The sequence below is a fragment of the Mesorhizobium sp. M0563 genome (assembly GCF_040321065.1).
Classification (GTDB): Bacteria; Pseudomonadota; Alphaproteobacteria; order Rhizobiales; family Rhizobiaceae; genus Mesorhizobium.
The window spans coordinates 1-13,411 of the sequence record NZ_JAMYQV010000027.1 but is presented as its reverse complement, the minus strand read 5'-3'; the positions used below and the strand labels follow the sequence as shown (position 1 = coordinate 13,411).

The following is a 13,411-nucleotide window of genomic DNA, read 5'->3' as shown; positions in this document are numbered from 1 at the left end:
CGCATACGTATTGGTGGTCAGGCTCGCTGGCGGACGCCCTGTTCCGCCTCTGGTTGGCGCGAGCTAGCCTTTCGAGCCGGCTGGGGCGATTGCGCCTGGAACAATATCCGTGTTCTGAGCCACCTTGATTCGCCATCCCGACTGCCCTTCTTGGACAATCAGAAGCAATATGCCTTTCCTAACCCCGGCCGGGGAGCCGTCCGGAGCAAATGCTCCCGTTAGCGTCCAAGTGTAATGAACAGAAGCAAGCCCCGGAGCCAATTTCACAACCGACGAGATATCGCCTTCTAATCGGCTATCCCGAAACATGGTGTCATGGGTGGCTCGGTGCGCCGCTTCGATCTCGGATCGGTTCTTCCACCAAACACCTACGACGTTAACGAAATTAGCATCGGAAGCGAACAGAGACGCAAACTCATCCATGTCATGCCGGTTCCAAGCGTTCGCAAAAGCGGTAGCGACATGCTCGGGCTTATCAGACGTCACGCTCATGACCCACGTCTCCTGCGTACCTCCGCTAAGCATATAGGAGCCCGGACCGGATGCGACACGGCAAAGGTCAAATTTCAAATTGACGCACTAGCGGCAGCGGAGGAATTGCGACATCCAATGTGGGATCCTGTTACGATCCCCTATGGCCATCCGAATAGTATCCTGGCGCTTCTTTCCGCCTTCGCCTACGGATTCGCAAAACTCGTTGAACGTTATGGCGGCGTTGGCGATCAGCCTTCTCCATGTGAAGAAGGCTCAACCCTTGATTGCCCAGACCGCAATGCGCCGCCACCTTAAACCTGAGCCTAAGCATTCGAGCGCGCTTGGAATAGGAAGTCGCGTTCGCGCCAATCAAGCGGAAGACCAAAGTCTGCACGGCAGAAGAGCGAATTGATGGCTATCATCGTGACATGATAGCGTTGCCGCACCTTGCCCGAGGACGGCGTCTTCGCGCCATTCCATGCACATGCCATGCGTCGCAGTTGCGCCACAAATGCTCAGGGCGCCAGTCCGGCCTTCCCCCAAGTGACAATCCTGGCGTCAGGCGCCGCAGGCTGATGGATGTTGTCTGGTCGGTCATCTTTGATGAAACCGTACCGGATGCAGACGCCGAAGGGGGGCGGAAGCCGACTAAGAGCCCGCCAATTTCGTCTAAGTTCATGTCCGCCGTTTGCAAGTAAAAATGCGAAAAGACACTACGATGCAAGGACTTAGCTTGCGTTCTTGAGCCTTCGACCTTTCTCTAGCACGCGGCAGTAGTCCGGAGCAGTGGGTCTGAGTGCCCCTATTCTGCTCCTAGTTTTTGACGTTCGGAGACGACTAGATGGCCAAAATCAAGCTAACCAAATCTGCGGTTGACGCCGCCGCCCCGCAGGACCGCGATTACGCATCCGGCAGGGTGAAGACGGTGCAGGGCGCGGCGATGCCGCGCAGCACGTGTTCGCCCAGCGGCACCAGCGGTGTGGTGATCTCGGCGGCGAGCGCGCCCGAGATCAGCACCGAGCGGCCGAGCGGCCGGCATAGCCCCTCCAGCCGGCTGACCAGGTTGACCGCGGGGCCGATGGCGGTGAAATCCAGCCGGTCGACCGCGCCGATATTGCCCCACAGCATCTCGCCGAGATGCAGCGCCGCGCCGAACGGCAGCCGGGGCAGGCCCTGCGCCTGCCGCCCCGCATCGAGATGGGCCATGCCGGCGCGGGCGGCGACGACGGCGCGCAGCGCCGCCTCGCAGGCCTCGGCCGGCGCAGCGGTGACCGGGAAAATCGCCAGCATGCCGTCGCCGATAAATTTCAGCACTTCGCCCCCAAAGGCGTGCACCGCGCCGGCGACGCGGTCGAACCAGGCGTCGAGCGCGGCGATCACCGTCGTGGGCTCGGTTGACTCGGACAGGGCGGTAAAGCCGCGCAGGTCGGCATAGAGCAGCGCGGCGCGAATGGTTTCTCCGGTGCCGCGGCGCAGGGACCCGCCTTGCACCCGGGCGGCACTGCGCCGGCCGAGATAAGCCTCGAGCAGCGCTGTCAGCGCCGCCCGCGCCGCAAGTGCGGCAAGGGGCGCCGCGGCGAAGCGCGCGGCCTGGCGCAGCCGGGCAGCCTCGGCGGGGCCGAACGGCCGGGTTCCAGCCCAGCCCAGCACCGGACTATCCGGCGCCCGGCCAACCGGGCCCTCCTGCACCGTGCCGAGCTCCGCCAGCCAGTCGCGCCCGGCCTGGCCGAGCGGACCGCCGGCGAAGCTCAGCGCCTCGATCACCGCCCCTGTCTCCGCCCGCCAAAGCCAGGTGCGGCGGGTGATGATGGGATGCGGCACCGCGAGCGTCAGCGCGCCGCCGGCCAGCGGCAGGCCGTCAGCCAGAAGTCGGCCGCCGAGCTCGGCCAGAAACCGGTCGGGGGCGGCCGAGGCGCCGGCCTCGTCCACCAGCCAGGCGAGAGGCGCGGGCAGATCCATGGCGCGATTATGCGGCCACCGCGCCCGGCCTGTCATCCGCGCCGTGACGATGCGCAGCCGGCCCGCCGATCTATCCCCCCGCCCCCGGCGCTGGTACGGTCCGATCCTCGATGGCGCCGGGTTCGACCCGCCCTGCGAGCCGGCATCCGCCGTCAAATTGCAACGGGCTCACGGGCGGCGATATCGCGCGCGGAAGGCCGTCACCGCCTGCCCGTGTGGCCGTATTTGGGATCCGGGCCGGGATCACGCCCGGCTGCAACCTCGCCCAGCCTGCCGAGGTAATGAGCCCAGCCCTCCGCATGGCCGGCGCATTGCTCGGCATTGGGCAGGCCGGAGTGGGTCAGGCGCAGCAGCGTTCCGTCCGGCTGCTCGATCAGATCGATCTCAACCAGGCTCGATCCCGGCGGCACCTCATCGCTCTCTTCCCAGCCGAAGCTGTATGCCAGACGGTGCACCGGCACCACCTCCCGGAAGGTGCCGCGAGCGACGCGAGCCCCGGTAACATTGACGAGATAGAGCCCGCCGGACTGCGGCTCGAGCTGCGCCTCCGTTCCCATCCAGCGCAGGATCTTCTCCGGATCGGTCAGGAGGGCAAACAGCGCAGCGGGGGGCGCCGGGATGTGTGTCTCGCGGCGGACGACGAGGGCCTCTTGCATCGGCTTCCTCCATAGTTGCGACAGTTGGAGCAATTGTAAACCAGTTGGCTGCTCGTGCGATAGAATAGGATCGGACATCTACTCTGGAGTGACAAGTGTGGCGAGATTCCGATGGGCACTCGCCGATCACAGCCGCGGCGCATGCGCTCCGCTTCGGGAGCGTTCGAAGCGTTGGGTGCCGCATCCGATATCCCGAGGATCGATTCTCAGAGATCAGTTGCATCACCGGAGATTGGTTTCGGGCTGACGCCACGCGAGCTGCACGTGCTGCGGCTGGTGGCGACCGGCAGGTCGAATAAGGTGATCGCTCATGAGCTCTGCCTCAGCGGAAAGACCATCGACCTGCACCTCTGCAAATTCGCAGAACCTAAGCGCCAAAACTGGCGCGGTGCTCCTACGCGTAGCTGATTCCCGTCAGTGACCGGGGTTTCGGCGCGGAAACAGGCAAGCTGCGGCAGCTTCATGCCCCGTCGTCGCCCTCACGCCACCAGACGCGGAGCAGTTCGTGCAGTCGCGGCGACATCGTGGAGTGGCGGTCCTTGCGGCCCTTGCCCTCCTGGACGCGGCCGAAGTTGATCGGCCGCAACACCAATGCGCCCAGTATGATGATCGGCCAGCGGGCCGCGGACATGATAGTCCATCAAGAAGTGCTGCAGTGACGCCCGTCGATCCCGGGCTCCTACGCAACATCCATTTCGGGACCATCTCTCTATTATTCTGCAGGCGGACGCGTGCCGGTTCTCAAAGGACGTGTTGAGCGCGCCATCAGACACTCCAGGACCGGCTTGTGAAGGCACTGCGCCTGCGCGTCATCAGCACGATCAAAGGAGACCAATGCTTATGCGCCTGAGTTCATGGCGGACTTCAACGCTCGCTTTGGCAAGGACGATCCTGCCGGTGGCTTCGGCGAAGCGCCGGGCCGGTGATCTGAACATTCCCCTTTGCGGCGATATCTTCGGCATTCCACGAAACGAACGACCGGAGTTGGATATGAGAACGGAAATGTTGCTCGACGCAAAGGTCTCGCCGAGTCGGCCACAGGGCGAGTGTTCAGGTTCTGAGCAGCAGGCTTGAACTTCTGTACGACAACGAACTCAGCCTGATCATTCTCCCAATTGACTGCCGAAAATGACCGCCTTCTTACAACTAACCGCCAAGCCACATTTGGCATTTGCAACTCGCGCTGGGGTGTCGACCGCTTCTCTCACGCTCCCCCCATATAGATTTCCATGATCTGCCGGTCGTCGCGCACGTCCCGACGCGTCCCCTCGAAGCGCTTTTCGCCGGCCGCCAGGATGTAAAGCTTGTCCGCAATCGGCATCGCCTCGCGGATGTTCTGCTCCACCATCACGATGCCAATGCCGTGCGCGGTGAGGGTGGTAATGCGTTCGAGCGTCTCGATGACCATGGCCGGCGACAATCCGGCGGAAGGCTCGTCCAGCAGAATGAAGCGCGGTTCCGAAACCAGTGCCCGCGCCAGCGCAAGCATTGCCTGCTCGCCGCCCGAAAGCGAACCGGCCGCGGTACGCCGCCGCCGTGCTAAAGAGGGATATTGCTCGATCAGCGCCTCGATGCGCTGCTCGACTATCCGCCGGTCCGCGATGGCGTAGCCACCCATGCGCAAATTCTCCATCACTGTCAGGCGCGGAAACACACCGCCGCCCTGCGGCATCAACACCAGACCCTGGCGCACCACTTCATGGACGGCAAGGTTGGAGAGTGTTGATTCACCCAGGCGCGCCGTACCGCTCCACACCGGCAGCGCGCCGACAATGGCCTTGAGCAGGGTCGACTTGCCACTGCCGTTCGGCCCGAAGATGCAGGTAATCTTGCCAGCTTCCGCGCTCAGCGAGACGCCATGGACGATCTCCTGCTTGCCGTAGCCGGCGACGATGTTGTCGGCGGTGAGCGTGGTGCTCATTGTGGCCGCCCCAGATAGGTCTGCATAACTTCCGAATTGCGAACGATGTCGTTGAAAGGCCCGGTGGCCACGACACGGCCTGCATCCATGACAATGACGCGGTCGCACACGTTCCGCACCATTTCCATGTCGTGCTCGATGACCAGGACGGTGGTGCCGCGCTCGCGCAGCCGCGCGATGGCCTCCACGATGATCTTGCGGATGCTGGGATGCACGCCCGCTGTCACCTCGTCGAGCAGAATGAGCGAGGCCTGGCGCATCACAACGCGCCCGAACTCCAGCAGTTTCTGCTGGCCGCCCGAAAGATCGGATGCGCGGTTGTCTGCGACATGCTCCAGCTTGAGCAGCGCCAGCGTATCGGCCGCCCGTTCGCGCGCGCCCCGCCAGTGGCCCTCGGCCGCAGCCGCCAGCAGGTTTTCGGTGACGCTCATATTGTCAAACATGGCCGGAATCTGGGAGGTGCGAGCAAGCCCCAGCCGCGCGATCGTGTGAGCCTTTCGGCCGCCGATTTCGTGACCGTCGAAGCGGATCTGGCCACGATCCGGCGTCACCGTGCCCGATATCAGGTTGAACAGAGTCGACTTGCCAGACCCGTTAGGCCCGATCAGGCCGGCGATCTCGCGCCGACCGACGTCCAGGGAGACACCGTTGACGGCCTTGATGCCGCCGAAATGGCAGTGGAGTTCGCGCACGACGAGAATAGGTTCGCCGGTGCCAGAAGTTTTGCCCTCGGCGGCGCTCAACTGGGCCGTCCCGGGCCGCCGCCGACAAGATTGCCGACCGCCTTGTCCAGCACGGCGCCAGACTTGGCCACGCGCCTCGAAAACATGCCGACGATGCCGTTCGGCAGAAACAGCACCACCAGCACGATGGCCGCGCCCAATATGGCGATATAGAACGCGGTGTCACCCCAGTACATCCAGATGATGCGGTTTACGACAAAGAGCGCCACACCGCCCAATGCCGGCCCCCACAGGCTGCCCAGCCCGCCCAGCAGCACCATCACCACCATCTGATCGGTGATGTCGCCGCCGAAGACGCTTTTCGGATTGATGAACGTGACCCAGTAGGCAAAGATCGCGCCAAATACCGAGGCGGTGACGGCACTGAGCACGAAGGTCTGCAGCTTGACCAGCGAAGTATTGATACCGATAGCCTCGGCCGCCGGCTCATGATCGCGCAGTGCCTTGACCTTCAGCCCGAAACGCGAGCGCTCGAACAGCGCCCACGTAATGAGATAGGTGAGCGCAGCCGCGCCGAACATGGCGAAGTAGAAGAAGCGCTCGTCAAGAAAGGGCGGCAGCCCAATGCCGCCGATGCCGCCGGTGAAGTCCATCACCGAGGCGAACTGTATGAGCACCTCGGCGAAGGCCCAGGTGGCTATGGCGAAATAGGCGCCGCGCAGGCGCAGCGTCGGCGCGCCGATGATGATGGCAAACAGCGCCGTCACCACGATACCGGCCGGGAGGGTGGCGAAGAAGGGCCAGGCGAGCCTGTCGCCCATCAGCAGCGCCGTAACATAGGCGCCGAGCCCGAAGAAGGCCGAATGGCCGAAATTGATGTAGCCGGCATAGCCGCCGAGCATGTTCCAGGAGCAGGCCAGCCCCGCCCACATCAGCGCGCCAGTGGCAATGCGCAGCCAGTAGTTGTTGACCAGCATCGGCAGCAGCGCCAGCACAACGATTACGGCGATCAGCAGGAGGAGGACGGCCCAGCGTGGCTTCATGTCCCGCCTCACAAGCCGTGCCGCAGGATCCCGCGCGGAGACACGAGAAGGACGAGGAATAGGGTGCCGAAGATCGCCAGCAGCGAATAGCTCGACCCGACATAGGTCGCGACGAAGGCTTCGATGACGCCGAGCAGCAGCGCGGCGACGAGGGCACCGCCGACGGAGCCCAAGCCGGCAAGCACAGCCACGAAAAATGCGAACAGAGTATAGCGCAGGCCGACTTCCGGGTTCACTGAAAAGATTGCACCCATTAGTACGCCGGCCATGGCAGTGATGCCTGCGTAGAGCCCGTAAACAGTGGCGCTGAGGCGGCGGATGTTGACGCCCATCAGTGCGGCGTTCTGCCGGTTTTCAGCCGTCGCTCTGATCGCCAACCCATAGCGGGTGCGGTAGAGGAACAGGAACAGTCCGCCGGCGATGGCGATCGCGAAGACCGCCGCGGCCACGCGGATCAGGGGCACCGTCACGGGCCCGACGGCGAGGCTCTCGCCGCTCAACACGGTCGGCACGCTGTGGGTATTGAAGCCCCACGCGGTCAGCATGCCGCCGCGCAGTAGCGTGAACAGGCCGAAGGTCAACGCCAGCGCCATCAATTCCGGCCGCGCCGTGCGGCTGTTGCGGACATTGTAGAGGATCGGCCCAATCAGATAGCCGATGGCGCCGAACAGCATGAAGGCCACGGGGATCGCCAGGAATCCGTCGACACCCAGTCCGGCACCCATATAGTAGCCGAGATAGCCGCCCAGCACGACCCAGCCGCCCACCGCGAAATCGATGACATGCAGCACGCCGAAAGCGAGCTGGAAACCGATCGTAAAAGTGGCGATGACGCCGCCGATCAGAAGGCCGTTCAGCAAGGTCTGTAGGAATAGATCCAACGCGGGAACCGTCCGTCAGCCAACGAAAGGGCAGAGTGCCGCGGCAAAGCGGCCGTACACACGATAGCATGGTCCGTCATTTTCCGAGCACGCGCAACCACCGTCATTGCGCCGGGCAAGGGTGATGGCGACGAGGCCGCCCCCACCCTGTCCAGAACCGGCTATTTCCAAGCTGGCAGCGGGTAGGTGAGGTCCGCTGCCGCGGCCTCTTTCGGCCCCACCGCTACGGTCTTGCCACCCTGAATCTGGATCAGCACCGGCACCGGCTGGACGTTGTCGTGGTAGTGGTTGCCTTCCTTCTCGAACTTGATCGGTCCGTAGAAGGTCTGGATGTCGGTCGCGGCTATCGCGTCCTTAAGAGCAACCCTGTCTTCAGGCGTGAGCCCCGGCTTCTTGCCAAGCCGCTTGACGGCATCGCCGAAAACGAGACCGCTGGCCGCGCAGGCCGCTTCGGTATAGTCGGGCTCGTGCCCGGACTTCTTTTGCGCCATCTCGGCAAACTCCTTTGCGGTGCCGAAGAAGTCGTCCTTATATGAAACCGACGGCAGCCACACGGAGACGCCGCAGGTACCGTCGGCGTCCGCGGCGAGCGCCTGGGCGAAGGCCGGGTCGGTGACGCCATAGTGCATTATCAGCGCCTTGGGCCGGAAGTTCAGCGACTTGGAGGTCTTGACGACATTGATCAGCGGCTCCTCATGGCCGCCGACGGCGACGATATCGGGATTGAGCGCTGCGATCTTAGAGATGACGGGAGTAAGGTCGCCAGAGGCCGGCACCAATTCGTAGGCGACGACTTCCAATCCGGCCTCCTTGGCCCCGTCGCGAAAACCTTCGCCGGTTTCCTTCGAGAAGGGTTCGTTGACGCCGATCACAGCAATCGTCTTGGCCATGGGGTTAGACAGTTTCGCCAGCACGGCCAGCGATTTACCCGCAGTGGTGTCCACGGCCGGGATGATGCCGAAGTTGAATTCCGGCTTGGCCTTCCAGACGTTTGGGGATTCCGCGGAGCCGGAAATCATCGGCACCTGGTACTTCTGGCAAATCGGCTGCACGGCGATAGTCGAGCCGCTGGTGTAAGGGCCGAATAGCACGTCGACCTCATTCTGGACGATCAGGCGCTCGGCGGCATCCGCGCCGGTCGCCGGGTTGCTTTGGTCGTCACCGTAGAACATGTCGACCTTGAAACGCTCGCCGGCGACTTCAACCCCGCCCTTGGCGTTGACGGCCTCCGCCCATAGGTCGTAACCGCGTTTGGTCAGGTTGCCGCCGAGGATGTTCTCGCCCGACAGCGAGGTGATAACGCCGGCCTTGAATGTCGTCACCTGCGCGCATGCCGCTCGCACAAACGGGCCCAACGGGCCGGCTGCGAAGGCGCCGGCGCTGACGCCGAGGAACCGACGGCGCGAAAAACGTTTGCTGTTCGTGAACATCACTCAACTCCCTTCATCCGTTATCAGATTGGAAACCGACGATATCTCCTGTTTATACCACTGTATGCCTTTTGTGCGGACAGAGAAGATATGCCTGGGTCAACAGGCAATGCGTAAGGCGGCTTCGGGTCATCAACGCGTAGAGGCGCCGCAGGCTGTGGATGCTCAATGCCTCGTCGTGCACCAGCTTCGTCGACGTATGCCTTTTGGGCGCCATTGGCGCCGCGAGCAGTTGTAGACGCGGCTCCTATTCTGCACCTAGACAAGTTTGCGAGGCATCAAGGAACGAAGGTCTAGTCATTAAGACATTGATTTTTCTATTGATTTATGTTCCTCGCGACGCTCCGTCGCATGGTAGACAAACCACTTTTTGAGAGGCAAGGCGCGAGATAGCCCTCGGATCATGGTCGCGGAGGGGTGGGATTCGCCGATCATGGCCTCTTCGCCAAGATGACGCCTTCGGCAGCCTTTTGATTTCTTTAAAACGGTCGCCGCAGTTTCGAAGATGGAGCCCCACGGAACCAAATCTGTCCGCTCGCGTCCGGGTTGGCTGGGCAAAGCCGGCCCGGCGCCCGAAGGCAGGCCCAAGCGGACAAGTTCATTCCAAATTGGGTTACTCGGGCCGTTCTGCCACAAAGAGAGTATCGGAGAGAAGCCCAAGCCGGTCGCGATCCGCGGCGGGTATACGATCTGAATTTATTCGGGTGACCGTAAAGCCGGCGTCCTCGATACGCTCCTTGATATCCGGTCCGTAGGCTCGCACGTGATCCGATCCACCAAAGCGCTCGTCGCGCTCGCTCAGTGACATAGATGGCGTCGCTTCGATCGTTTGGCGATAAATAAGCGGCACCTGGATCCAGACCTGCCCTCGGCGCTTAAGAGATGACCAAAGTTGCCGAAACACATGCCGATCATCAGGTACGTGTTCCATGACATGACTTAAGACGACGATATCGAGATCGCTGGTGCGACGCATGTCCATCAGGTCAATTTTCACGGTATCGGGGCCGTACCGTCCCGGCTCGAAATCGGCTTTGATTAGATTGCCCGCTTGAGAGAGTCTCTTTGAAAGACCCTTCTCGCTCGGCGCAATCTGGAGAATTTCAAGCTGCCCCGCCGGCAACTTGATAAGCCTACGGTCTAGAGCACAAATCAAAAACCGCTCACGATCCACGGCATGACAAAGCGGGCAGATAAGAGTGTACGCTCCGAAACGGTAAAAAGCCGCGACATCGCGATCGCAGGCATTGCAGTGATGAGCCTTGCTCATCGGGAGGAGCGTCAGGGCAAAGGCTCTGAGCCAATCTCGGTACGAATGAAGTTTGCGTGTGACCCGCCGTACTGTGATACGATCACCATAGCTGCGAAAAAGAGATAGAAGTCGGCTTTCTCGAACATTGTTCTTCCTTGATGGTTTCAGCATGTCGCCTCTAAGGTTTTTTCACCCAGGGGACGATAATTAGCGCCAGCTGATATGAAGTCGAGTCTGCGGAGCAGCCCGTGCTCCCGATCGGTCGCTGACGATGCAGGGCGTGGGAGCCAGGCCCTCGCGCTAACGCTGGGACAGCGGCCAGCAGGAACACGCGCTGGCGGGGCTGCTAGTCCTAGTTGTCCTATTCGAACCCCGCCTTTGAAGAGAAAATTCGATCATCGTCATTGCTGCGCCTTGTCCGGGCTTCTCGACAATGGCCCGCATCGTCAAATTCGCCGGCCACTCGCTGCGCGCTGGCCTCGTCGGCCGAGGTCGACGAACGCTATGTGCAAAAACAGCTCGGCCATGCCTCCGCGGAGATGACCCGCCGCTATCAGCGTCGCAGACATCGCTTCCGCATCAACCTGACCAGGGCTTCCGGCCTCTAACGAACCCCCTGCTCTGCCGTTGTTCCGCCGCTCAGGTTCGCGCGAACGGCCTCACCCTGAGCGCCAAAAGATTGGTTTTCGGCCATTCGGGCTGCCCCGGAGCCTCCGGGCCTGTTTCATCGCCAGGACAGCTGGTCTTTCGGCAGCCGACCGCTCGGATCGAACACGTTCACTTTGTGCGGAAGATCGGGACCCCAGTCCCATAGCACCAGATTGCGGTCTTCCGTCTCCGCGCCCGGAGCAAAACTCGGCACCAGAATTCCAGCGATGCCTTCAGGCCGCAGCCGGTCATAGATGGACCAGGATGCAGGTCGCTCTCCGTTGCTGAGAGCCGTGGCCCAGGCGCTCCCCATGTCCGCAAGCGTGACAGAAGATTCTCCCCTGCCCTGCTCGGTTGTCAGATCAGTGATGTCCTCGCAGTCCACCTCATAAGAGCACAGCACGCAGGGGTCGATGCGATGCGCGAAGCCCTGGTTGGCTTCCTTGACAGCCGTCATGACGGTCAGCGCCAGATATAGCGCGGGCACACCTTTGGGATTGAATCGAGCGCCCCTGATCGCCGCTCCATCACCGGAACTCGGCTTGAATGCCCAACGTGGATCATGCGCCCTGTAGCAGGTTCCGACAAACCTCAAGCAAAGCCACCCAGGGCCATGTGATCGAGGTAGTCGCGAATAGCAGCGGCCTTGCCGTCCTTCACGAGGGCTTCGGCGGTGCGTCCACCGAATGCCGGCAGCGGCTGGGCTCGGTACCAGGCCATGGCCTGTTCCTTGCCTCCCGCCCAATCCGTCACGCGGCTGATGATTTCGAGCATCTCGCGCAGACGCCCCTGCGTCTTTGCCGTGCGGCTGCGCTCCAGCCGATAGAGGGTTTCGCGGGCAAGCCCGGCCGTCTGAGCCAACTGACCCTTGGACATTCCAAAGCTGTCGGCCACCTGGTCAACGGCAATTTTCCCGGCACGGTCCATATAGGACAAAACCAGGGGTTCATTCTGCATGGATTTCTTGAGGGCTTGCCCCATGGAGTTCCTTGTCATATTAGCAGCCGTATTTACTGTGCAAAACATATGGCGCTTTTCGACTGGTTTCAAGCCCCCAAGCGCATGGCGTTGTTTGGCGGCTTCTGGACGCGTGCCCCGGGCGACAGCACCCGCCAGATCTCGTCCAGCGGGCATGTCACCTTCGTCCTCCAGGGAATTCGTTTTCGCAAGGACGGCACACTCGGCAAATTGCACGAAACGCTGACGTTGTCTTTCAAAGACGAAGGCAAGCGGAGGGAGGAGGTTGGTGGCCGATCAAAAGTTTGAGCGATATCCTCGTGATGTGCGCGATTGGCGCCGCGAGCAGTTGGTTCGGTGTCTCGCGACACTCCGGCGCATGGTAGACAAACCCCGTTTAGGAAACGAACGTCCGTCCCGACGGAGGGACTGCGCGATTCAGATGTCCGGATCGTCGAGAATGCGAGAGATCGTGCTGCGCCCCAGCGCACTCATGGCGGGGTTGGTGCGATGGTAATACCAGACGAGACCCATTGTCTGCTGGAATGCCCAAGCAACACCACGCTTCCACCAAAGATCTTCAACCTGAAGGCCGCACCGAAAGGTCGCTCTTCGCTCGCGGTCTAGAAGATGCCACGCGACTACCAAATCTAGCGACGGGTCGGCTGGTCCGAAACTGCCGCCATCAAGCACTCCGACAAGACGCCCGCCCTGCACGAGAAGGTTTGCTGGGATAGGGTCCCTATGAGTCATCACGACAGGCCCAGCGGATGGCAACTCCCGGAAGCGAGTCCACAAATCGCGCAGTCGAGCCACATCAAGAAGGCCCTCGCTGTTTTCAAAGCAAACACTCATCCAATCGTCATGATCGGAGAGATGTCCACCACGTCCTTGCCCGTCGAAGCGTCGGCCCCGTGTGTCCGCTTGGCGCAACGATGCCACGAGGTGTACAAGGTCTAGGGCGAACGTCGTCGATCCACTTAGCCCGTGCGGCGTGGCAACCTCGCCTTCGATCCAAGTTTGTAACGCCCATGGCATTGGGTAGTGAGGACCTGGCTCGCCGAGCCCAATCGGTTGAGGCGTCGGAAATAGCAATGTTCCCCAATCTCGACCATGGCAGCGGCCTCTGACCGAAGCATATTGGCGCATTCGGTCGGATTCATCGCCCTCAGTGGGAACCGCGCCGTGCTCTTCGAGCCAATGCGGAAGATGGCATTGACGGTTCCCGACGATCTAACTGAGGAGATGTCTTCATGACGATACTGGGGAAACTGGTCGCGGATCATCTGGCGGGCGATATCGATGTCGATATCCACCTGGTCGTCATGCATCATGAATTCTCGTCCTGCCGAGCTCGAATATGCGCAGCACCCGAGGCATTCCACACTCTTGTCCTACCTCCACCGATGCCATCAAAATCTTCGATAGTGTCCTGAAGGTTCTGCAAAAAGTTTTGGAGAGAGAACGGCGCTTGCTCTGAAGGGCGAGCGGCCATGGCACGGTGGTG

The 13,411-nt window shown here is 61.8% G+C and carries 17 protein-coding genes and 2 pseudogenes; 5 read left to right on the top strand and 14 right to left on the bottom strand.

Annotation, left to right across the window (positions count from 1 at the left end; translation table 11 throughout):
- Window positions 1-63: 63 nt before the first annotated feature.
- The 3 genes from NKI50_RS26750 to NKI50_RS26740 all read right to left on the bottom strand — a co-directional run bounded on the left by NKI50_RS26750 (window position 64) and on the right by NKI50_RS26740 (window position 3,089).
- On the bottom strand, window positions 64-492 hold the full coding sequence (locus NKI50_RS26750) for an SgcJ/EcaC family oxidoreductase (RefSeq protein WP_352496563.1): 429 nt from the start codon (window positions 490-492) through the stop codon (window positions 64-66).
- A gap of 882 nt (window positions 493-1,374) precedes the next feature.
- Window positions 1,375-2,433 (bottom strand): adenylate/guanylate cyclase domain-containing protein, encoded by a 1,059-nt coding sequence (locus NKI50_RS26745; protein WP_352496562.1) that lies wholly within the window; start codon window positions 2,431-2,433, stop codon window positions 1,375-1,377.
- Between the two features lie 200 nt (window positions 2,434-2,633).
- A complete protein-coding gene (locus NKI50_RS26740) occupies window positions 2,634-3,089 on the bottom strand; it encodes an SRPBCC family protein (protein WP_352496561.1) in 456 nt (151 codons plus the stop codon).
- 111 nt (window positions 3,090-3,200) lie between these two features.
- Between NKI50_RS26740 and NKI50_RS26735 the strand changes: the two genes are divergently transcribed.
- The gene (locus tag NKI50_RS26735) at window positions 3,201-3,497 is read left to right on the top strand and encodes a helix-turn-helix transcriptional regulator (RefSeq protein WP_352496560.1); all 297 of its coding nucleotides are present in this window, start codon (window positions 3,201-3,203) and stop codon (window positions 3,495-3,497) included.
- Window positions 3,498-3,549: 52 nt separating this feature from the next.
- On the opposite strand, the gene NKI50_RS26730 is transcribed toward NKI50_RS26735, so the two are convergent.
- The gene (locus NKI50_RS26730; RefSeq protein WP_023723176.1) at window positions 3,550-3,720 is read right to left on the bottom strand and encodes a hypothetical protein; all 171 of its coding nucleotides are present in this window, start codon (window positions 3,718-3,720) and stop codon (window positions 3,550-3,552) included.
- Window positions 3,721-3,823: 103 nt separating this feature from the next.
- Between NKI50_RS26730 and NKI50_RS30590 the strand changes: the two are divergent.
- Both NKI50_RS30590 and NKI50_RS26725 read left to right on the top strand, forming a co-directional pair.
- Window positions 3,824-3,973: pseudogene (locus NKI50_RS30590) on the top strand (ISNCY family transposase); the annotation flags it as partial.
- Window positions 3,924-4,163 (top strand): hypothetical protein, encoded by a 240-nt coding sequence (locus NKI50_RS26725; protein WP_352718109.1) that lies wholly within the window; start codon window positions 3,924-3,926, stop codon window positions 4,161-4,163. The pseudogene NKI50_RS30590 and the gene NKI50_RS26725, both read left to right, overlap by 50 nt.
- Before the next feature lie 130 nt (window positions 4,164-4,293).
- Here NKI50_RS26725 and NKI50_RS26720 read toward each other — a convergent pair whose 3' ends face one another.
- From NKI50_RS26720 to NKI50_RS26695, 6 genes are all read right to left on the bottom strand, one after another.
- A complete protein-coding gene (locus tag NKI50_RS26720) occupies window positions 4,294-5,010 on the bottom strand; it encodes an ABC transporter ATP-binding protein (protein WP_352496559.1) in 717 nt (238 codons plus the stop codon).
- Complete coding sequence (locus tag NKI50_RS26715; protein ID WP_352718067.1) at window positions 5,007-5,753, bottom strand: ABC transporter ATP-binding protein; 747 nt, start codon at window positions 5,751-5,753, stop codon at window positions 5,007-5,009. The genes NKI50_RS26720 and NKI50_RS26715 overlap by 4 nt, the downstream gene beginning before the upstream one ends.
- Entirely contained in the window at window positions 5,750-6,736 is a 987-nt protein-coding gene (locus tag NKI50_RS26710; RefSeq protein ID WP_352496557.1) for a branched-chain amino acid ABC transporter permease, read from the bottom strand. The genes NKI50_RS26715 and NKI50_RS26710 overlap by 4 nt, the downstream gene beginning before the upstream one ends.
- 8 nt (window positions 6,737-6,744) lie before the next feature.
- Window positions 6,745-7,617 carry a branched-chain amino acid ABC transporter permease gene (locus tag NKI50_RS26705; protein ID WP_352496556.1) on the bottom strand — a complete coding sequence of 291 codons (873 nt, stop codon included), beginning with the start codon at window positions 7,615-7,617 and terminating at the stop codon, window positions 6,745-6,747.
- A gap of 161 nt (window positions 7,618-7,778) precedes the next feature.
- Window positions 7,779-9,047, bottom strand: a complete 1,269-nt coding sequence (locus tag NKI50_RS26700; RefSeq protein ID WP_352496555.1) for an amino acid ABC transporter substrate-binding protein — start codon at window positions 9,045-9,047, stop codon at window positions 7,779-7,781.
- Between the two features lie 613 nt (window positions 9,048-9,660).
- The gene (locus tag NKI50_RS26695; RefSeq protein ID WP_352718065.1) at window positions 9,661-10,470 is read right to left on the bottom strand and encodes a methyltransferase domain-containing protein; all 810 of its coding nucleotides are present in this window, start codon (window positions 10,468-10,470) and stop codon (window positions 9,661-9,663) included.
- A 268-nt stretch (window positions 10,471-10,738) separates the two neighbouring features.
- On the opposite strand from NKI50_RS26695, the pseudogene NKI50_RS26690 reads away from it, so the two are divergent.
- Window positions 10,739-10,907: pseudogene (locus tag NKI50_RS26690) on the top strand (integrase); the annotation flags it as partial.
- Between the two features lie 116 nt (window positions 10,908-11,023).
- Here NKI50_RS26690 and NKI50_RS26685 read toward each other — a convergent pair.
- On the bottom strand, window positions 11,024-11,542 hold the full coding sequence (locus NKI50_RS26685; RefSeq protein ID WP_352496553.1) for an RES family NAD+ phosphorylase: 519 nt from the start codon (window positions 11,540-11,542) through the stop codon (window positions 11,024-11,026).
- Window positions 11,539-11,928 (bottom strand): antitoxin Xre/MbcA/ParS toxin-binding domain-containing protein, encoded by a 390-nt coding sequence (locus tag NKI50_RS26680; protein WP_031195508.1) that lies wholly within the window; start codon window positions 11,926-11,928, stop codon window positions 11,539-11,541. The genes NKI50_RS26685 and NKI50_RS26680 overlap by 4 nt, the downstream gene beginning before the upstream one ends.
- Window positions 11,929-11,973: 45 nt before the next feature.
- Between NKI50_RS26680 and NKI50_RS26675 the strand changes: the two genes are divergently transcribed.
- Complete coding sequence (locus NKI50_RS26675; RefSeq protein ID WP_352496552.1) at window positions 11,974-12,213, top strand: hypothetical protein; 240 nt, start codon at window positions 11,974-11,976, stop codon at window positions 12,211-12,213.
- Window positions 12,214-12,342: 129 nt separating this feature from the next.
- On the opposite strand, the gene NKI50_RS26670 is transcribed toward NKI50_RS26675, so the two are convergent.
- Window positions 12,343-12,942 carry a phosphotransferase gene (locus NKI50_RS26670; RefSeq protein WP_352496551.1) on the bottom strand — a complete coding sequence of 200 codons (600 nt, stop codon included), beginning with the start codon at window positions 12,940-12,942 and terminating at the stop codon, window positions 12,343-12,345.
- Complete coding sequence (locus tag NKI50_RS26665) at window positions 12,885-13,238, bottom strand: protein kinase family protein (protein ID WP_352718063.1); 354 nt, start codon at window positions 13,236-13,238, stop codon at window positions 12,885-12,887. The genes NKI50_RS26670 and NKI50_RS26665 overlap by 58 nt, the downstream gene beginning before the upstream one ends.
- Between the last annotated feature and the right edge of the window lie 173 nt (window positions 13,239-13,411).